Annotated in this window: 17 protein-coding genes; 10 read left to right on the top strand and 7 right to left on the bottom strand. The window is 64.1% G+C overall.

Features of this window, described 5'->3' with window-relative positions:
* The first annotated feature begins 16 nt into the window (after positions 1–16).
* From FJ978_RS04110 to FJ978_RS04085, 6 genes are all read left to right on the top strand, one after another.
* Positions 17–1,189, top strand: a complete 1,173-nt coding sequence (locus FJ978_RS04110; protein ID WP_140570462.1) for a glycosyltransferase family 4 protein — start codon at positions 17–19, stop codon at positions 1,187–1,189.
* A gap of 15 nt (positions 1,190–1,204) precedes the next feature.
* Complete coding sequence (locus FJ978_RS04105; RefSeq protein ID WP_140570460.1) at positions 1,205–2,194, top strand: glycosyltransferase family 2 protein; 990 nt, start codon at positions 1,205–1,207, stop codon at positions 2,192–2,194.
* Positions 2,194–3,144: a glycosyltransferase family 2 protein gene (locus tag FJ978_RS04100; RefSeq protein WP_140570458.1), complete on the top strand. Its 951-nt coding sequence runs from the start codon at positions 2,194–2,196 to the stop codon at positions 3,142–3,144. Before FJ978_RS04105 ends, FJ978_RS04100 begins: the two co-directional genes overlap by 1 nt.
* Positions 3,134–4,120, top strand: a complete 987-nt coding sequence (locus FJ978_RS04095; RefSeq protein WP_181176655.1) for a glycosyltransferase family 2 protein — start codon at positions 3,134–3,136, stop codon at positions 4,118–4,120. The genes FJ978_RS04100 and FJ978_RS04095 overlap by 11 nt, the downstream gene beginning before the upstream one ends.
* Before the next feature lie 74 nt (positions 4,121–4,194).
* Positions 4,195–5,091, top strand: coding sequence for a UTP--glucose-1-phosphate uridylyltransferase (locus tag FJ978_RS04090; protein WP_140570456.1), 897 nt, complete (start codon positions 4,195–4,197; stop codon positions 5,089–5,091).
* 232 nt (positions 5,092–5,323) lie between these two features.
* Positions 5,324–7,714: a polysaccharide biosynthesis tyrosine autokinase gene (locus FJ978_RS04085; RefSeq protein WP_013891472.1), complete on the top strand. Its 2,391-nt coding sequence runs from the start codon at positions 5,324–5,326 to the stop codon at positions 7,712–7,714.
* A 138-nt stretch (positions 7,715–7,852) separates the two neighbouring features.
* On the opposite strand, the gene FJ978_RS32695 is transcribed toward FJ978_RS04085, so the two are convergent.
* The 3 genes from FJ978_RS32695 to FJ978_RS04075 all read right to left on the bottom strand — a co-directional run bounded on the left by FJ978_RS32695 (position 7,853) and on the right by FJ978_RS04075 (position 11,379).
* A complete protein-coding gene (locus tag FJ978_RS32695; protein ID WP_181176656.1) occupies positions 7,853–8,011 on the bottom strand; it encodes a hypothetical protein in 159 nt (52 codons plus the stop codon).
* Positions 8,012–8,253: 242 nt separating this feature from the next.
* A complete protein-coding gene (locus FJ978_RS04080) occupies positions 8,254–9,336 on the bottom strand; it encodes an acyltransferase (protein WP_140570454.1) in 1,083 nt (360 codons plus the stop codon).
* A 135-nt stretch (positions 9,337–9,471) separates the two neighbouring features.
* On the bottom strand, positions 9,472–11,379 hold the full coding sequence (locus FJ978_RS04075; RefSeq protein WP_140570452.1) for a propionyl-CoA synthetase: 1,908 nt from the start codon (positions 11,377–11,379) through the stop codon (positions 9,472–9,474).
* A gap of 155 nt (positions 11,380–11,534) precedes the next feature.
* On the opposite strand from FJ978_RS04075, the gene FJ978_RS04070 reads away from it, so the two are divergent.
* The 4 genes from FJ978_RS04070 (at position 11,535) to FJ978_RS04055 (ending at position 14,541) form a co-directional block, all read left to right on the top strand.
* A complete protein-coding gene (locus FJ978_RS04070) occupies positions 11,535–12,365 on the top strand; it encodes a DUF2259 domain-containing protein (RefSeq protein ID WP_181176657.1) in 831 nt (276 codons plus the stop codon).
* Positions 12,366–12,805: 440 nt separating this feature from the next.
* Positions 12,806–13,090 carry a PqqD family protein gene (locus FJ978_RS04065; protein WP_140570450.1) on the top strand — a complete coding sequence of 95 codons (285 nt, stop codon included), beginning with the start codon at positions 12,806–12,808 and terminating at the stop codon, positions 13,088–13,090.
* A 33-nt stretch (positions 13,091–13,123) separates the two neighbouring features.
* Positions 13,124–13,558, top strand: coding sequence for a lasso peptide biosynthesis B2 protein (locus tag FJ978_RS04060; protein WP_140570448.1), 435 nt, complete (start codon positions 13,124–13,126; stop codon positions 13,556–13,558).
* Positions 13,559–13,560: 2 nt separating this feature from the next.
* Positions 13,561–14,541, top strand: coding sequence for a serine kinase (locus FJ978_RS04055; protein ID WP_181176665.1), 981 nt, complete (start codon positions 13,561–13,563; stop codon positions 14,539–14,541).
* Between the two features lie 9 nt (positions 14,542–14,550).
* Here FJ978_RS04055 and FJ978_RS04050 read toward each other — a convergent pair whose 3' ends face one another.
* From FJ978_RS04050 to ptsP, 4 genes are all read right to left on the bottom strand, one after another.
* On the bottom strand, positions 14,551–15,573 hold the full coding sequence (locus tag FJ978_RS04050) for a nucleotidyltransferase family protein (RefSeq protein WP_140570444.1): 1,023 nt from the start codon (positions 15,571–15,573) through the stop codon (positions 14,551–14,553).
* Positions 15,574–15,635: 62 nt separating this feature from the next.
* Entirely contained in the window at positions 15,636–16,622 is a 987-nt protein-coding gene (dhaK, locus tag FJ978_RS04045) for a dihydroxyacetone kinase subunit DhaK (RefSeq protein ID WP_140570442.1), read from the bottom strand.
* Positions 16,623–16,653: 31 nt separating this feature from the next.
* Positions 16,654–17,079: a hypothetical protein gene (locus tag FJ978_RS04040; protein WP_013891462.1), complete on the bottom strand. Its 426-nt coding sequence runs from the start codon at positions 17,077–17,079 to the stop codon at positions 16,654–16,656.
* 11 nt (positions 17,080–17,090) lie between these two features.
* Entirely contained in the window at positions 17,091–18,665 is a 1,575-nt protein-coding gene (gene ptsP / locus FJ978_RS04035; RefSeq protein ID WP_181176658.1) for a phosphoenolpyruvate--protein phosphotransferase, read from the bottom strand.
* Between the last annotated feature and the right edge of the window lie 28 nt (positions 18,666–18,693).

Below are 18,693 nucleotides of genomic sequence, written 5' to 3'. Positions count from 1 at the left end.
CAGCGGTCGAGTTTTCATGCTGCATGTCTTGTACCTGGTGCACGATGTTTCCGATCCGGCGGTCCGCCGACGGATCACGATGCTCCGGACAGGCGGCGCCCGGGTCACTTTGGCGGGTTTCCGCCGCACCACAACCCCGATTGCCGACATCGAAGGATTGCGGCCGATCGACCTTGGCGCGACGCGCGACGGCCGATTCGCCCAGCGCCTGGCAGCGGTGGCGAAAGCGGCGGTTTCTCTTCGGGCGAAGCTGAGGGGCACGCCGAGCCCCGATCTGATCATCGCTCGCAACCTGGAAATGCTGGCGCTTGCCGGCCGTGCCAGGTCGGCCTTCGGTGCCACGGTCCCGATCGTCTATGAATGCCTCGACATCCATCGCCTGGTGCTTCGCAACGATGTCCTCGGCAAGGCGTTGCGCGCCACGGAGCGCCATCTGGCGCGGGACGTGAAGCTGCTGGTGACCAGTTCGCCGGCGTTCATCGCCAATTACTTCAAGCCCTTCCGCCAGGTCGCCGCACCCGTCGAACTGGTCGAAAACAAGTATTTCGAGACGACGGCGATTTTGCCCGGCGCGCGCCAGCTGGCGGAAACGCCTGCCGCGCCGCCATGGCGAATCGGCTGGTTCGGAGCGCTGCGCTGCCGCCGCTCGCTCGAACTGCTGGCCGATTTCACGCGCCGCATGGACGGGCGCTTCGAGGTCGTGCTGCGCGGCCGCCCGGCTCTGTCCGAATTCCCGGATTTCCATGCCTTCGTCGAAGCCGAACCGCATCTGTCGTTTCGCGGCCCCTACCGCAATCCGGAGGACATGGCGTCGATCTACCAGGACGTCCATTTCTCCTGGGCGATCGATTTCTTCGAGGAGGGGCAGAATTCGGAATGGCTGCTCCCCAATCGCCTCTATGAAGGCTGCCGCTTCGGCGCGGTGCCCATTTCCATGGGCCATACCGAAACCGGACGGTTCCTCAGCCAGCAGGACATCGGCATCCTATTGCCGCAAGCCACGCCCGATGCGCTCGAAAGCGCGCTCGGTAAGATGGAGGAGCACCGCTTCGACAGGCTGAAAGCCCGCGTGCTGTCCCAAAATCCGAGGATGTGGAGCTACGATCGCAGCGACTGCAGGGCACTGGTCGAAAAACTGCGCCGCCTGACCATCGTGCGCGAACCCCTCGCGGCCGAAGCCCTGGCATAGGATGGACCTCGCCCGATGACGCAAGCGCTTCCTTCCAGCCTGATCGTGATCCCCTGCCTGAACGAGGCGGCCCATATCGGTGCGCTGCTCGACCAGTTGCGGCCCTCGGCCGAAAGGCTGGGCGCCAGGATTGTCGTCGCCGATGGCGGCAGCACCGACGGCACGCTGGCCATCGTCGAGGATGTCGCGGCCAGGGACGCGCGCGTCATCCTGCTGCACAACAAGCGGCGCATACAGAGCGCGGCGATCAATCTCGCCGTCGGCACATTCGGCGAGGGTGCCCAGTATCTGATCCGGATCGACGCTCATGGCGGCTATCCGGATGATTATTGCGACCGGCTGGTCGAGGAGGCACTGGCCACGGGCGCTGATTCGGTGGTGGTTTCCATGCTGACCAGCGGCAGCGGCCCGGTGCAGAAGGCGGCGGCGGCGGCGCAAAATTCAAAACTCGGAACCGGCGGTTCCAAGCACCGCCACCTCTCCGCCGGGGAGTGGATCGACCATGGCCACCATGCGCTGATGCGGATTTCGGCCTTCGGCGCTGTCGGCGGCTATGACGAGACGTTCAGTCACAATGAGGACGCCGAACTCGACTACCGGCTGCGGCAAGCCGGCTACAGGATCTGGATGAGCGGCAAGACGCAGATGGTCTACTACCCGCGCACCTCGCTCAAGGGTCTCTATTTCCAGTATCTCGGCTATGGCCGCGGCCGCGCCAAGAACGTGCTGAAGCACCGCGTCATCCCGAAGGTCCGGCAGATGGTGCCGCTGGCGGTCTTCCCGGTGGTTCTTCTCGCGGCCTTCTCCTTCGTGCACTGGATCGCGGCGGTGCCGCTGCTGGTCTGGGCGTCGGTGTGCCTGGGCTATGGCCTGGTGGCGGCCATTCGCCAACGCAAGGCCGATGTCGCGCTGGCCGGGGTCTCGGCGATGGTCATGCATCTCGGCTGGTCCGTCGGTTTCTGGCTGCAGCTTCTCGGCCTCGGCTCGCGGCGCGGGGTGGCTTGATGGCTGTTCAGGCCAAGAACCGCAGCATCGACATTGGCGTGTGCACGTTCCGGCGGCCGGAACTGGCCGACACGCTGCGCTCGCTTGCCGCCATGGATATGCCCAGGGGTTTCGATGTCGGCATCATCGTTGCCGACAATGACGACACGCCGAGCGCCAGGGAATTGGTGACGGCGCTGTCGCGGGAACTGGCGGTGCCGGTCCGCTATCGTCATTGCCCGGCGCGCAACATCTCGATCGCCCGCAACGCTTGCCTCGATGCCAGCGAGGCGGATTTTCTGGCCTTCATCGACGATGACGAGACGGCGACTGCCCGCTGGCTCGCGGAGCTGGTCACGACGGCTGAAGCGAGCGGTGCCGCCGCCGTACTCGGCCCGGTGCGGGCGCTTTACCGCCCCGATGCGCCGGACTGGATGCGGCGCGGCGATTTTCACTCCACCTTGCCCGTCTGGGTGCGGGGCGAGATCCGCACCGGCTACACCTGCAACGTGCTGCTGCGCGTGGGAGCGGACAGCCTGCGCGGCCGTCGCTTCAGCCTGGCACGCGGCCAGACCGGCGGCGAGGACACCGAGTACTTCGACCAGATGCACAAGGCAGGAGGCAGTATCGCTTTTTCCCCAGACGCCTGGGTGAACGAGGTGGTGCCGCGTACCAGGGCCGCGTTCGACTGGCTCGGCCGCCGGCGCTTCCGGGTCGGCCAGACGCATGGCCATCTCCTGGGCCACAACGCCGGTGGCATCGGCCTGGTCAAACAGGTCGGCCTGGCTTCGGTAAAGGCGCTCTATTGCTTCGCCGCAGCACTTCCCGTCGTCGCCAGCCCGGTGCGCCGGAACCGAAGCGTGCTGCGCGGCATTATGCATGTCGGGGTCGTCAGCGGTCTCGTCGGCATTCGAGAGATCCGCCTCTACGGCCAGCCCTCGCCACGGGAAGGAGGCAAGCGTGCAGCCTGACGTTTCCCCCATCCCGGATGTCTCTTTCGTCCCCGATGTCTCATTCATCATTGCCGCTTACAATGCCGAGGCAACGCTTGACCGGGCGATCGCCAGCGCCCTCGCCCAGAGGGATGTCAGCGTCGAAATCATCGTCGTCGACGACAAGTCGCGCGACGCGACGCTCGATGTGGCAAGGGCCTATCCGCAGGACATCGTGCGCGTCGTTGCGCTCGCGCAAAACAGGGGCCCCGGCGGGGCCAGGAATGCCGGGCTCGACGTCGCCCGCGGCAGGTGGGTCGCGGTGCTGGATGCCGACGACGCGGTCTTTCCCGGCCGCATGGCGGCCATGATCGGCCGCGCCGAGAAGGCGGATGCCCAGATCGCCGTCGACAACCTCCAGGTCGTCCGCGAGGACGGTGTCGTCGAGGACGCGATGTTCCCGCGGCAGTATCTGGAGCGCTTGGGCGAAATCTCGCTGGCCACCTACATCGCCGGCAACGTCGTTTTCGAATCGAAGTTCAATCTCGGCTACCTCAAGCCGATCTTCCAGCGCCGGTTCCTGGATGAAAACCGGCTTCGCTATGACGAGAAACTGAGGATCGGCGAGGATTACATCCTGTTTGCCGACGCCCTGGCCAAGGGCGGCAGATGCGTGGTCGAGCCTGATATCGGCTATGCCTACCACATTCTCAGCGGCTCCATCTCGCGTGTGCTCGAGCTTCACCATGTCGAGGCGATGCGCGAGGCGGATGCCAAATTCGCTCAAACCCATCGGATGGATGAGGCGGCCCTGGCCGCCTTCGCCCGGCGCGGCCGCAGCTTGCGCAAGGCGGCCTCCTTCCTGGCGATGGTCCAGCACATCAAGGCGCGGTCTCCGTTCAAGGCGATCCGGATGGCGCTCAGCGACCCGGCGGCGGTCAGGCATATGGGCATGCCTATCGCCGTGCGGTTGCGAAGAGTAGCGGCACAGTTTGCCGTAGGGGTGGGGAGGTGAAGATGCAGGCACATGAAGGGATTTTTCGTGGCCTGTGAATGGACTGAAGTCGATCTCCTCAGAAGGAATTTGCGATGAAGAAAATCAGGAAGGCCGTGATACCGGTGGCAGGGCTTGGAACACGGTTCCTGCCGGCGACCAAGTCGATGCCGAAGGAAATGCTGCCGGTGGTCGACAGGCCCGTCGTGCAATACGCGGTGGACGAGGCCTTCGAGGCCGGCATCGAGCACATCGTGTTCGTGACCGGCCGCAACAAGGCGGTCATTGAGGATTATTTCGACCTGCATCCGGAATTGATCGGAACCCTGGAGCAGACCGGCAAGAAGACCCAGCTGGAGGCGCTCGAAAGCATGCTTCCCGTGGCCGGCGCCACCTCCTTCATCCGCCAGCAATCGCCGCAAGGCCTCGGCCATGCCGTCTGGTGCGCGCGCGAGGTAATCGGCAACGAGCCCTTCGCCCTGCTGTTGCCCGACATGGTTTCCTTCGGCGGGCGCGGATGTCTCGCCGAAACGGTCGACCTTTATGAGCGCACCGGCGGCAACGTCATCGCCGTCGAGCGCTGCGATCCGAGCGAGACCAACAAATATGGCATCGTCGGCCGCGGTGCCGACATCGGCGGCGGTTTCGAGGTCTCGGCCATGGTCGAGAAGCCGGCCCCCGCCACCGCGCCGTCGAACTTCTACATCAACGGCCGCTACATCCTGCAGCCCGAGATCTTCGCGCTTCTGGGCAATCAGCAGCGCGGCGCCGGCAACGAGATCCAGCTGACGGACGCCATGGTCCGGCTGTCGAAGGATCAGCCGTTCTTCGCCCAGCCTTTCCTCGGCCGCATGTTCGATTGCGGTTCCAAGGAAGGCTTCATCCAGGCCAACATCGCCTTCGCGCTGGCGCGCGACGACATGAAGGGTCCGGTCTTCGAGATGCTTCAGGAGTTCGTCCAGTCGCATGAACGTCAGGAAGAAGCCGCATAATGCCCATCTTTCGGGAGTATTGCCGGATGTCCGGCGGCGAGGCCGACAGGCCCCGCCGTCTGGCATGAAGCTTGCGTTGCCTGTGGGCGATGCTTCCGATCTTCGAGGCGCCTGACAGCCAAGGCATGATCCCGGAAAGCGGTTCCGATTTTCGGAAAAGATCATGCTCAAACAGAGAGATAGAGCCCAGCCCAATGATCGGGATGGAACAGGCTCTGGAATTGGACCGACGATGAATTATGCCAACTTTCCTCTCGACAAGAGGATGCCATTGCCGAATTCGGATGCAGGAGACGGCGAAGACTTCATCGACATCGAGCGGCTGCTTGGCATGGCCGCACGGCAGGCCAAGGTGGTCGCCGTGTGTGCCGTCATCGGCCTTTTTTTGGGCTTGCTCTATATCCAGACCACGCCGCCCAAATATGTGTCGGTCGCCAGCGTGCTGATCGACGAGGGTCTGAACAAGATCGTCGATGACATTTCGGCGGCGTCCACAACCATGCAGACCGATAGCGCCATTCTGAGCCAGATCGAGATCCTGACCTCGACACGGCTTGCCGCGGTGGTCGTCGACAAGCTCAAGCTGGACCAGAACGATGCGTTCATGAACCCGCCCCAGTCGGCGCTTGCTCAGGGCGTCGGCCTCATCCGCGGGCTGATCCAGTATGTCCGCCCCAGCCCGGTCATGCCGGGCGTCGGCGACGTCAGCCAGCTCTCCCCCGCCGCTCGCGATGCGCTGATTGCCACGTCGCGGCGCGACTATGCGATCCTCAAGCTGCAGAATGAAATCCAGGCGGACCGTGTCGGGCGAAGCTACGTCATCGCGCTTGGCTACCAGGCGACGGATCCCGGACTGGCGACCGCGATCACCAAGGCCTATGCCGACGCCTATCTTGCCGATCAGCTCGATGCCAGCTTCGACGCTACCGAGCGCGCCGCGGTCTGGCTGCAGGGCCGGCTGACGGAACTGCGCGAAAGTTCGCAACAGGCATCGCTCGCGGTCGAAAAATTCAGGGCCGAGCACGGCCTGTCGGCCAACAGCGATGGCCAGTTGATGAGCGACAAGCAGCTCGCCGACCTCAACGCCCAGCTCATCGTGGCCCAGGCCGACACGGCGCGCGCCAGCGCCCGCTACCAGCAGTACAAGTCGATCGTCGACAGCGGCTCCGAAAACGCCTTCAAGGATGCCGCCATATCGTCCGACCAGCCAAGCGGTGCGCTCATCTCTGCACTCAAGACCCGCTATCTCGCGGTCTCCAAGCGGCAGCAGGATGTCGAGGCGAATTTCGGCGCCCAGCACCCGCAAGCGGTGGCGCTCGCCAAGGAAAAGGCCGACATCTCGGCGCAGATTTTCGGCGAGCTGAAGCAGCTGACCCAAAACTATCGCAACGAGTATGAGGTGGCGCAGGCGCGTGAGACCGCGCTCAGGGCCAACGTCGCGGCAGCACAGGGCAAGAGTTCCATCGACAACCAGTCGCAGGTCAAACTGCGCGACCTCGACCAGAAGGCGACGGCGCTCTCGACGCTCTATCAGACCTTCCTTGGCCGTTACGAGGAAGCCGCGCAGCAGCAATCCTTCCCGGTCGGCAAGATCCGCATCATCTCGGACGCATCGACACCGCTCTCCGCCTCGAGCCCACGCACCATCATCGTGCTTGGACTTTCGCTCGTGCTCGGCATGCTGATGGGCGCCGGTTTCGGCGGCCTCAACGAATTCAACGAGCGGTTCTTCCGGACCGGCGAGGAAGTGCGCGACCGCGTCGGCCTCAAGTTCCTCGGCTACCTGCCGACCATCGGCAGCAAGGCCGTCACCAAGGAGGACAAGGCGGTCGACGGTCAATTGGATGCCAAGGTCGCCAGATCGCCGGCCGCCATCGAAAGGCGCGCGCGCATGCGGGTGAGCATCGACGCTCCGGCATCGATGTTCTCCGAAACGCTGCGCAGCGCCAAGATCGCCTTCGATGTCGTGATGGAAGGGCAAGGCAGCCGCGTCATCGGCGTCATCTCGGTGCTTCCCGGCGAAGGCAAGTCGACGGTCGCGGCCAATCTCGCCGGGCTGCTTGCCGCCAATGGCGCCAAGACATTGCTGATCGACGGCGACCTGCGCAATCCGGGCCTCAGCCGCAGCCTCGGCATGGAGGCCGAGCAAGGTTTGATGGAAGCGGTGGTGAATGGCCAGACCTGGCAGTCCGTCGGCAAGATCGACCGGCAGACCAAGCTGGCGATCATCCCGGCCGTATCGCGCGGGCATTTCTCGCACACCAGCGAGCTGCTCTCCTCGGCCGGAATGCGGCGCTTCATCGAGAACGCCAAGGAGACCTTCGAATATATCGTCGTCGACCTGCCCCCGCTCGGGCCGGTGGTCGACGCCAAGGCCTTCGCGCCGCTTGTCGATGGCTTCGTGCTGGTCACCGAATGGGGCCGCACGCCGCGCGCCATGGTGCGGTCGATGCTGGAATCAGAACCCTATGTCGCCAACAAGATCGTCGGAGCGGTGCTCAACAAGGTCGACCTGAAGAGGCTGGCCAAATACGGATCGTTCGGGGCGTCGGAGAAATTCTTCGACAAGTACTCGAACTACTATCTCGACAAGTCCGAAGTGCGCACCAAGGCAACGGTCTGAGATAGGCCGTTGCTTGAAGCCAGGATGTTCGCCGGGCATCGAGTATGCCAGGAATGCTTCGGTGGACAAGTGAAGGCACTCGTCGGCGGCAAGTTGATGGAGAGTGCGAGGGGCGCGACGGTAGCTCGTCGCGTTCCATCAATCGAAGATCGTTTCCATCTCGACCTCAAAACCCTGATCGTATCGATCATGATAGGGCGAGATCGACGGATGCCTGTTGTCGTATCGTCCTTCGCGGGCGGATTGTTGGCCCTTTTCAAAGGCTTTCTGGAGAGCCGCGCGCTTATTCTCAGTCATTGATTGCATCTCCATTTTAGGTTGATGATTGACTTATAACGTTCTGCAGTTGGCGGGCGCGTCGGTCTGGAGATTTTTTCCATGACCGGCTATGGAAGCGGGCTGGGTGCTGGCGAGCGTGAGCGCAAAGCTGCGTTTGGATTCGAAGCCTTTGCCAGTGACGCTACCCGACGCCATCATTGATTTCTTGAGCAGTGACGGCAGGGCCAAGGATTATGCTCAGCCGTCGTACCGGTCCTCGCCTACGCGGCCTTCAGCCGGTAGCGGAAAACAGTGTAGTCGAGCAGCAGCCGGACACGCGGTTCCGCCTCGGTCGCCACCAGCCAGCTTGCCGCGATCATGGTCGCGGCGACCGTCACCATCGATAGGAGATAGGGCAATCCGGCGCGCACCATGGCGCCAAGCATCGCCGCGCCGATGACGTCGTGGATCAGATAGAGCGGATAGGTCATCAGGCCGATGCGACGCCAGCCACTCCAGGAGAGCTGAAGCCGCAGCGACAACGCCATCAGGGCGATGGCGACGAGGAAGATCAGGATCGGTGGCGTATAGGGCATCACGGCCCCGACCTTGATGCTGTGAACGTCGACCGAACTGGCGATCTGCAGCACGCCGCCGCCAAGGAACAGCAGGCAGAAGCCAAGGCGCGACGGCGTCAGTGCCTTGAACCGCATCAGCCAGAGCAGCACGCCCACCGCGAAGAAGCAGCCATGATGCACCAGGACGAGCTGCAGCCAGCGCGTTTCGGCGAAGTCGGACCAGCCGAGCGGGTAGTAGAGGCACCAGAACAGCGTGCTGACCAGGCCGATGGCGATGGCGACCGCCTCCATAAGGTGGAAGCGGCCGAGCCGCAGCAGCACCCAGACGATGGCGTAGAAGGCGATCTCGATGCCGAGCGTCCAGTAGACGCTGTCCACCCACGGGCCATAAGGCGCGAACAGGCCGGTGCGGACCAGCCTGACCATCACATCGGTTGGCCAGCTCAGGCCGATGGCGAGCAGCAGCACGGCGGTGACCGGCGCGCAGATCCAGACCGCCGGCGCCAGCCTTTTGACCCTCGCCTCGAAGAACCGCAGCGGCGTCGAATTCTCTGCGCTGAAGGCGATGACGAAGCCGCTGATGACGAAGAATATCTCGACGCCGACCCAGCCTGACTCGACCCAGGCGCCTATTGCCGGCTGCTGGGGAACGCCGCCCGTGGCCTGCGCCGAGATGCCGTCGGGATAGGCCCACACCCAGAAGCCATAGTGGTAGACCATGACCAGCACGGCGGCGAGAAACCGCAGGATGTCGACGCCGCCAAATGTAATTTTCTGCTGAGCCATACCGAACCGCCGGATGGCCCCCCGCCTGCCACTGTAGGGACGGTTGCTGCATTGCACAATAAAAGTATTGCTTGCCGATCGGCATAGGTTCGTCGGCAAGCAAGGCTGCGCGGGATCGCTCCCGAATTGGCGGTCTCAGACCCCGATCCCGCGCTCCTTCATGGCGGCGGCGATCTCGTCGAGGATGACCGGGTCGTCGATGGTCGCCGGCATGGTCCATTCCTCCTTATCGGCGATCTTCTGCATGGTGCCGCGCAGGATCTTGCCTGACCGCGTCTTGGGCAAGCGCTTGATCGTCACCACGGTCTTGAAGGCGGCGACCGGGCCGATGCGCTCGCGTACCAGCGCGACGACCTCCTTCTCGATGGTGCCGCCGTCACGCGCGACGCCGGCATTGAGCACCACGAAGCCGAGCGGAATTTGGCCCTTCATGGCGTCGGCGATGCCGACGACAGCGCATTCGGCGACATCGGGATGGGCGGCCAGCACCTCTTCCATGGCGCCGGTCGACAGCCGGTGGCCGGCGACATTGATGATGTCGTCGGTGCGGGCCATGACATAGAGATAACCGTCCTCGTCGATCATGCCGGCATCGGCAGTCTTGTAGAAGCCGGGGAACTCGTCGAGATAGGCTTGGCGGAACCGCTGGTCGGCGTGCCACAGCGTTGGCAGGCAGCCCGCCGGCAGCGGCAGCTTGACCACCACATTGCCCAGCGTGCCGCGCGCCACCTCGTGGCCGGCATCGTCGAGCACGCGTATGTCATAGCCGGGCATCGGCACGCCGGGCGAGCCGTATTTCACCGGCAGCAGGCCGAGGCCTGCCGGGTTGATCGTCATCGGCGAGCCGGTCTCGGTCTGCCACCAATGGTCGACCACCGGCACGTTGAGCTTCTGCTCCGCCCATTTGATGGTTTCGGGGTCGGCGCGCTCGCCGGCGAGGAACAGCGTGCGGAATTTGGAGAGGTCGTATTTGGCAACGAACTCGCCCCTGGGGTCCTGGCCCTTGATCGCCCGAAAAGCGGTCGGCGCGGTGAACAGCGCCACCACGCCGTGTTCCGCGATCACCCGCCAATAGGTGCCGGCATCGGGCGTGCCGATCGGCTTGCCTTCGAACAGGATGCTGGTGCAGCCATGCAGCAGCGGTCCGTAGACGATGTAGGAATGGCCAACGACCCAGCCGACATCGGATGCCGCCCAGAACACTTCGCCCGGCTTGACGCCGAACTCGTTTTCCATCGTCCATTTCAGCGCGACCATGTGGCCGCCATTGTCGCGCACGATGCCCTTGGGCTGGCCGGTCGTGCCGGACGTGTAGATGATGTAGAGCGGGTCGGTGGCGAGCACCGGCACGCAGTCGACATTGGCGCCGGCCGCCCGCTCGCGGGCAACGGCATCGGCATAGTCGATGTCGAAATGGTCCCTCAGCTCGCAGCGCAATTGGTCGCGCTGCAGGATCAGGCAGGCGTCTGGCTTGTGGCGGGATATCTCGATCGCCTTGTCGAGCAGCGGCTTGTAGGCGACGACGCGGCCCGGCTCGAGCCCGCAAGAGGCCGATATGATCAGCTTGGGCCTGGCGTCATCGATGCGGGTGGCCAATTCATGCGAGGCAAAGCCGCCGAACACGACCGAATGCACGGCGCCGATCCGGGCGCAGGCGAGCATGGCGATGGCCGCCTCCGCCACCATCGGCATATAGATGATGACGCGGTCGCCCTTCCCGACGCCACGGTTCTTCAGCACCGAGGTCAGCGCCACCACTTCGCGCTTGAGTTCGGCATAGGTGAACTTTTTCACCGTTCCGGTGATGGCGCTGTCGTGGATCAGCGCGATCTGGTCGGCGCGCCCGCCGGCGACATGCCGGTCTATGGCGTTGTAGCAGGTGTTGCAGGTCGCACCGGTGAACCAGCGGCCGTAGACGCCTGCGGTAGCATCGAACACCTTGTCCCAGGGCGAATACCAGTCGATGGCGTCGGCCGCGTCCGCCCAGAATTTTTCCGGGTCGCGTCTCCAGCCGTCATAGACCTCGTGATAGCGTGAAGCCATCCGTACCTCCCCAGGAACGATTTGCCGTCTTTGCAAACAGCCTATGCTGTTTTTTCCGGCGCTGTCTTCCCTGATTTTCGTCGGAGACGTTCCTTGGCTTGACCGAGGAGGCACGGTGTCGTGAACTGCCGTATCGGCGGGGAGGATGCGAACGAATGCGCCATAGGTGGTCGATCGCGGCGTGGCCGCTGATTACGCTGGCGATCGGTACGGCGATCATGGTCTCGGCCGGCGTCGCCCGCGCCGGGGATGCCGCGGCACGGCGCATCATCGGCTTCTCGGCCGATGGCGCCTATTTCGCCTTCGAGCAGTATGGAACGCTCGACGCCGGCGCGTCGGACTCAGGCTACTCGGAAATCGACATCATCGACACCCGCACCGATCAGTTCGTTGGTGGCAAGCCCATTCTCGTCGTCGACGAAACCGAAGAGTCGACACTGACCTTGGAACAGGCCAGGGCGCAAGCGGCTGCCAAGGCGGCACCGATCCTGGCGAAGTACGCTATTGCATCGCGCGGCACGCAAACAGCGTCCGACCAGTTCACCTTTCCCGGCGAGATCGTCGGCTACAACGACATTTCGCGTCTTGAGCAGGTGTCGCAGAAATGGCTTTCGCCGCTCTATGACGAGACCGAAGTTTCAACCATCCGGCTCGATGAGATCCTGGCCGACAGTGCGATCGATTGCTCAGCGAGTTTCAATGACACGCAGCACGGCGACCAAGCTCTTCAAGGTGACAAAACAGGCAAGGCACTCGGTTTCCGGCTGGCCTTGCAAGGGCAAGACGGCAAGCCGTTCAAGACCCTGCACGAAGACAAGGCCGTGCCCGGGTCGAGGAACTGCCCGACCTCCTACAGCCTGTCGGAATCCTATGAATTCATCCCTGTCGGCAAACCGGCGGTGATCGTTGTGCTCGTGCAGCGCTTCAGTCAGGGCTTTGAAGGGCGCGACCGCCGTTTCATTGCCGTGACCGGGCAGCCTCGCTGAAGATCGGGGGTAGCCGCTTAACAGCCGGTATTCATTGGACAAATGCCGATAGCATTAGATCGGCAATGTCACAAGCATGAGGCCTACACCGCCGAAGATCAAAATGGCTGCCGCCAGGGCTTTTCGATGACGTTCGAAAGTCGTCGGAGCCCGCTCCCAATTGTAACGCATACGCTATCTCCCCAAAACCCCGGGAGTCCTTACCTTACTCAGGGGAAGAAAAGCAACGGTCCCGCCGGCCAACTCCCTTGCCTGCGGCGTCGCGCCGACGACTATTTCTGGGATGATTTTCGGCTGGAACAGGCGGTGGATGCATTTTGCAGCCGGCAGGGATCGCCACGGACGCAAAGCGCACGAGCCCATCCCCGCCGGCCGATAGACAGCGCTCCACCGCCGCGCTATCTCATTTCGGGGTTCTTATGGCTTGGTGGGGGTTGGTGATGGAAATTGCCTCTGGAACGGTTCTGCGGCTGGCCGAAGACGCTTCGCTCCAGCATGTCGGCGACGGTGCCGTCGTGCTTCTGGCGCGCAGCGGCCAGCTTTATACCTGCAACGGCACGACCGAAGCCTTTCTCGGCAAGGTCGACGGCACGCGCAGTCTCGATCAGATCGTCGGTCTGCTTTGCGAGGAGTTCGAGGTCGACAAGGGCACGCTGGCCGAGGACATGGCGGCGCTGGCCACCGAACTGGTCTCGGAAGGCATCCTCGCCGCCCCAGCTGCGTGATGGAGGTAGATGCGTGATGGAGCTAGGTGCGTGATGGCCGCCGGTCCGCTCCTGCGTGCCCTGTTTCGATGCCATCTCTGGGCCAGTGCGCGGCTGATGCCGATCCTCATTGCAAACCGCAGCTTCGAGCAGGTGCTGAAATGGGCGCCGTTGGCCTCGTCGACACCCTATCGCGGTCTGCCGGTCGCCTACATCGTCGCCAGGGTCAGCCGCACCGTCCGCCGTCCCTGGCTGATGCGCGACCGCAGATGCCTGCGCGAGGGGCTGCTCGGCCATCGCTTCCTGCGTCTCGCCGGCTTCGATCCAGAACTGCGCTTCGGCGTCGATCCGAAGTCGCTGCAGGCGCCGCATCTGTCGGCGCATTGCTGGGTTTGTCTTGATGGCAGGCCGGTCGTCAGCGATTGCCTTCCTGGCATGGTGGAGATTTATCGTCACAATGCTGACCCCACAAAGGTGCACGCCGCTTGACCATGCGCTCTGCCTGCTATGGCCTCAATGGCCAGATCCTCGGCATATCGGCCGAACGCCCCGACCTATGGGAGGATTTCGACAGGATGCTGGGCGTCCTGCGCATCACGGATCCCGTCGAGCCGGGCTTTCGTCTTGATATTACCGAGGCGGACGTTCTGGACGAGACCCCCGGCGGTTCGCTCGTCTTCGACGGCGAGATACCGGAGGATGGCCACTGCCGGATGATCGCGGATGGCGCAACGATCCACCTCGTCTTTCCCGGACGCCAGACCGTGGCCATCAATGACGAGGAGGCTTGGGCCAAACTCCGGGTTCGGCCCGGCACGAAAGCCGCCTGGACGCCATCGATGCTGGTTCTGGACGCCGCCCTCGACGCCGGCGGCCAGCATATGCTGCACACGGCCGGCCTGACATTGCCGGGCCGTGATACCGTCGTGCTGATCCATGCGCCGAGCGGCACCGGCAAGACCACCACGTCGCTGGCGCTGGCGACGCAAGGCTTTGGCCTCTGCTCCGACGACGCCATGATCCTGGATCTGACTTCAGGCAAGCCGGTGGCTTGGGGTCTGCCGAGGCACGTCAAGATCCACCAGATAACCGCCGAAATGATCCCGCAGGTGGCGCCATGCCTTGGCCCCTCCTGGGACCGCAATGGCGAACAGGCCGTCTCGCTGGAGCGGTTGAGCGAGATCGTGCGGATCGAAAGCCCGGTGGCCCGACCCGTGGCCGCCCTCCTGCACTTGGCGCGCTCCGCCGACAGGCAGACGCGGCTCGTCGCCATGGCCCGCACCGACGCGATGGTGGCGCTGGCGATGGACAATGTCCGCACCGGCATGACCGGCCTGCTGCCGCTGCAGAAACGCCGGCTGGCGACGATCGGCAAGCTGGTCTCGTCGGTGCCGACCTTCACGCTGGAAGTGGGTGCCCGCCCGGCCGACGCCGCGGCGCTGATAAATGCCATATTGGCCAGGCAGGACTGAGCCGGTGCTTCAGGCTGGGTATGGCCTGGCCCTGGCCAGCCGCTGGATCCAGCGGAAGGCATCACGGCGCAGGCGTGAGCCGATCTTTTCCCTGGAATTGACCCTGAGCAGCGTGTTCGTGGTGATCAGCCGTTTGGCCAGCCTTATCGAAAGGTCGGGCTTGATGCGGCCGGCGAGTTCAAGCGCACGGCGCTCGCCGAACAGCTCGCCGGTCACGTTGAGCACGATCGCCAGTTCGAGTTCGATGCCGGTCATGCGGGCGGCGTCGAGCAGGCGGTCTTCCGCATCGGGTGACTGCAGCGCCCGTACGCCCTGCAGCACATCGACACAGAGCTGCAACCGGTGGAATTTGTGGCCGCCAGCGGCATGCACGATGGCGATCGTCAACAGCGCGGCAGGGGTGTCTATCGCCTCTCCATCGATGACCTGCAATTCCCGGAAACCCAACGACAGGCGTCGCCGCATGCCGGTGTCGTGCACGAGGTCGCCATGCAGTTCGACCAGCAGGCTCGAATTCCCCTTTTCCAGCCATTTGAATTCCTGCAGATGGTAGGATTCGGCCTCGTTGCTGCCGAGCTCGAAGCCGCATGAAGCGATCACCCGGTTTGCCCGCGCAAGGTTGGCGGGCTCGACGAGGATGTCGATGTCGGTGAACGGCCTGTCGGTGACGTGGCGATAGAGCTTTCCCGCAAAGACCGGTCCCTTGACGATCCGCGCCGGAATGCCCTCGGCGGCGAGCACCTTCATGATGCGGCCGCCATGGTAATTCAGCAGCATCGATTGGCCGGTGGCGATCGGCGCTTTCTGGCGCAACTCGTGAAGTTTGCTCTGCACGTTCGCATCCAATGTCAGATGCGCGTTGCCACGTTCATGGAGCTTGCGCAGCATGATCGGCAGAACGCCATGAAACTCCGCGTTGTCGAGCAGTGCCGACAAAGCCTCTGCCGACAAATCGTCCTCGACTGCCGCGGCCTCCGGATCGGCGAAGCGCAGCAGCAGTTTTTCTTCGGCGGAGTTGAGGAATGGCAGCATCAGCCCCGGGCGCCAAGTGGATGGCCCAGGATGGTTGCAGAAAAGCGCTGTGGAAGCCAGCCCTACATGCCCCAGCGCAATGCCGCCGTATGGACAGGCGCGTCCCACCAGCCGGTCATCTCGTCATCGAGCATGGTCAGCGTGACAGAGCAGCCGGCCATGTCGAGCGAGGTGACATAGGTGCCGACCAGCGAGCGGGTAATCGTCACGCCGTGCTTCTCGAAGGTACGACGCGCGCTGTTGTACATCAGATAGAGTTCCATCAGCGGCGTGCCGCCGAAGCCGTTGACGAACAGCAACGCCGGGCCTTTTGCCTTGTCGCCGAGATCCCCGAGGATCGCGGCGCAGATTTCCTCGGCGATGGCGTCAGCGCTCTTCAACGTATCGCGCCGGCGGCCGGGTTCGCCATGGATGCCGACGCCAAACTCCATCTCGCCGTCGCCGATGTCGAAGGTCGGCTTGCCGGCCGCTGGCACCGTGCCGCTGGTCAGCGCCACGCCCATCGAGCGGGTCGCGGCGTTGACGCGCTCGCCAAGCACCTTCAACGCCGGCAACGCCATGTCATGCTCGGCCGCCGCGCCGACGATCTTTTCGACCACCAGCGTGCCGGCGACGCCGCGCCGGCCGGTGGTGTAGGATGAATTCTCGACGGCGACGTCGTCATTGGTCACCACCTGCAGGATGCCATCGGACATTTCCGCCGCCATGTCGAAGTTCATCACGTCGCCCTCATAGTTCTTGACGATGAACAGGCAACCGGCGCCGGTGTCGACGGCTTGCGCCGCCGCCAGCATCTGGTCAGGCGTCGGCGAGGTGAACACCTGGCCGGGGCAGGCGGCGTCCAGCATGCCATGGCCGACAAAGCCGCCATGCAGCGGCTCGTGGCCGGACCCGCCGCCGGAGATCAGCGCCACCTTGCCTGGCCGCAGGGTTCTGCGACGGATGAATTTGTGCTCCTCGCCAAGCGTCAGGATATCGGCATGGGCGGCGACGAAACCGTCGAGGCTCTCGGTCAGCACCGTGTCCACCGAATTCATAAATTTTTTCATGGCGTCCTCCCAAACAGTCCGGCAAGAATGGTCAGCCGCCACCCTTGCCGGTGATGCTGGTGATCTTCTGGATGAAGTCGTTGACCGCCCTGTCGAGCGCGGCATTCTGTTTGTCGTCGCCGAAATCCGGCACGACAAGCGAAACATGCCGCGTCTTGCGCATGCCAGCCGCGACCGACATTTTCCCCGGATGCGCCTGATGGTAGGCGGCGAGGAACTGATCGCGCTCGGCCGGGCTGAAATGGCAGACGGAGAAAATTGCCGGCAAATGTTTTGACGGAATCGGGATCGAATAGGTCGGGCTGGAGATTTGCGTGACGAAGCTGCGGTGCTTGCCGAGCGCGTCGGCGAGACGCTGGCGCATGCCGGACGGCCGCTGGTCGATGACATGCGACAAGATCGTCTTGTAGGCTCGGATCGCTTCTTCGGAACCGGGTTCGGGCGTCTTGTCGACCATGCCTGCCACGCCTACACCGAAATGTCCGCGATGGCCGCCTTGGCCATGGCGAGTTGCGCCGGTGCGACGGATAGATCGCGCAGGCCGGCCTCGAGCAGCGCCGGGATCAAGGTGGGATCGCCGCCGGCATCGCCGCATAGGCTGACGGGAATACCATTGTCCCGTCCGAAGGCGGTGACCGAGCCGATCAGCCGCAGCACCGCGGGATGGCGGACCGAATTGAGATGCGCGACCGCGGCATTGTCGCGCGCCGCCGCCATTACATATTGCGTCAAATCGTTGGAGCCGATCGAGAAGAAGGCCGCGCCGGCCAAAGCCTCCGGCGCGATGGCCACCGACGGCACCTCCACCATGATGCCGAGCGGCGGCAGCCGCTGCGCTGTGCCGCGCGCGGTGAGGGCTGCCTGTTCGTCAGCGAACAAGGCGGCTGCGCGCTCATACTCCTCGGCCGTGGCGATCATCGGAAACATGACCCTGAGATTGCCGTGCGGCGCGGCGCGCAGCAATGCCCTGATCTGAACACGGAAGATATCGAGCCGCGCCAGCGACAGCCTGATCCCGCGCAGGCCGAGGAATGGGTTGCCTTCCTCGACAGTAAAGCCCGGCACCGGCTTGTCGCCGCCGGCATCGACGGTGCGGATCGTCACTGGCTTGTCGCCGGCCCATTCCAGCACCTTGCGATAGGCGCGGTACTGCGTCTCCTCGTCCGGCAACGTCTTGCCGAACAGGAATTCCGTGCGCATCAGCCCGACGCCGTCACAGGTCGCGATGTCGATTGCGTCGACATCCGACGGATCGGCGATGTTGACCTGGACGCGTACCGCCGTGCCGGCTTTGGTCAGCGCCGGCCTTGCCAGAAAGGTTTGCGCCTTGCCCTGTCGCGCCGCGAAGGAAGACGACGACTGCCGGAATGAGCCGATCTCCGCCGGTGAGGGCGCCAGCACGATATTGCCGTGCTCGGCGTCGAGCAGCGCCATGCCGGCGAGACCGGCGGGTGGTTCGCGTAGGCTCACGACCATCGGCACGCCGCGTGAGCGCGCCAGCATGGCGACATGGCTGGCGGTGCTGCCCGCCTTCAGCGCGATGCCGCCGCCGCTGCTCCAATCGGTTTCGAGAAAACGCGTCGGCGCGATGTCCTCGCCATAGAGAATGGCGCCGGCCGGGGCTGCGCTGCCACCGTCGTCGGTCAGGGCATGCAGGACCTGGTCCCTGATGTCTCGCAGGTCTCCGGCGCGGGCGCGGAAATAATCCTGGTCGGAGGCTTCATAGCCGGCGATCTCGCCATCGAGTGCCTGCCGCCAGGCCGCATCGGCGGTACGTCCGGAATCGATCGACGCGAAAGCTGGTCCGCTCAGCGCATCGTCTTCCAGCATGGCGATGTGGAATTCGAGTACGCCGGCGGCGTCGCTGTCGGCGGTTTCGACCATGGCCATGAGCCGGCTCACCGCCTTGCCGATCGCCTCCCTCAGTGACGTTTTCTCTTCCTCGGGAGTGGCTTTGCTGGCGTAGACAGCCGGCGGCCGGTCGAGCTCGAACAGCGGCCCCTCGGCATAGCCGGCCGAGGCCGGTACACCCTCAATCCGCATGGCCCGCATCCCCCGCGAGCTGGCGAAT

Source organism: Mesorhizobium sp. B1-1-7 (assembly GCF_006442705.1).
Classification (GTDB): Bacteria; Pseudomonadota; Alphaproteobacteria; order Rhizobiales; family Rhizobiaceae; genus Mesorhizobium; species Mesorhizobium opportunistum.
This window is presented reverse-complemented; position numbering and strand designations above follow the sequence as displayed.

Excerpts from the sequence above, each read along its gene's own strand:
- FJ978_RS04110 (WP_140570462.1), top strand. The coding sequence starts at position 17 with ATGCTGCATGTCTTGTACCTGGTGCACGATGTTTCCGATCCGGCGGTC.
- FJ978_RS04105 (WP_140570460.1), top strand. The coding sequence starts at position 1,205 with ATGACGCAAGCGCTTCCTTCCAGCCTGATCGTGATCCCCTGCCTGAAC.
- FJ978_RS04100 (WP_140570458.1), top strand. The coding sequence starts at position 2,194 with ATGGCTGTTCAGGCCAAGAACCGCAGCATCGACATTGGCGTGTGCACG.
- FJ978_RS04090 (WP_140570456.1), top strand. The coding sequence starts at position 4,195 with ATGAAGAAAATCAGGAAGGCCGTGATACCGGTGGCAGGGCTTGGAACA.
- FJ978_RS04085 (WP_013891472.1), top strand. The coding sequence starts at position 5,324 with ATGAATTATGCCAACTTTCCTCTCGACAAGAGGATGCCATTGCCGAAT.
- FJ978_RS32695 (WP_181176656.1), bottom strand. The coding sequence starts at position 8,011 with ATGACTGAGAATAAGCGCGCGGCTCTCCAGAAAGCCTTTGAAAAGGGC.
- FJ978_RS04080 (WP_140570454.1), bottom strand. The coding sequence starts at position 9,336 with ATGGCTCAGCAGAAAATTACATTTGGCGGCGTCGACATCCTGCGGTTT.
- FJ978_RS04075 (WP_140570452.1), bottom strand. The coding sequence starts at position 11,379 with ATGGCTTCACGCTATCACGAGGTCTATGACGGCTGGAGACGCGACCCG.
- FJ978_RS04070 (WP_181176657.1), top strand. The coding sequence starts at position 11,535 with ATGCGCCATAGGTGGTCGATCGCGGCGTGGCCGCTGATTACGCTGGCG.
- FJ978_RS04065 (WP_140570450.1), top strand. The coding sequence starts at position 12,806 with ATGGAAATTGCCTCTGGAACGGTTCTGCGGCTGGCCGAAGACGCTTCG.
- FJ978_RS04060 (WP_140570448.1), top strand. The coding sequence starts at position 13,124 with ATGGCCGCCGGTCCGCTCCTGCGTGCCCTGTTTCGATGCCATCTCTGG.
- FJ978_RS04055 (WP_181176665.1), top strand. The coding sequence starts at position 13,561 with ATGCGCTCTGCCTGCTATGGCCTCAATGGCCAGATCCTCGGCATATCG.
- FJ978_RS04050 (WP_140570444.1), bottom strand. The coding sequence starts at position 15,573 with ATGCTGCCATTCCTCAACTCCGCCGAAGAAAAACTGCTGCTGCGCTTC.
- dhaK (WP_140570442.1), bottom strand. The coding sequence starts at position 16,622 with ATGAAAAAATTTATGAATTCGGTGGACACGGTGCTGACCGAGAGCCTC.
- FJ978_RS04040 (WP_013891462.1), bottom strand. The coding sequence starts at position 17,079 with ATGGTCGACAAGACGCCCGAACCCGGTTCCGAAGAAGCGATCCGAGCC.
- ptsP (WP_181176658.1), bottom strand. The coding sequence starts at position 18,665 with ATGCGGATTGAGGGTGTACCGGCCTCGGCCGGCTATGCCGAGGGGCCG.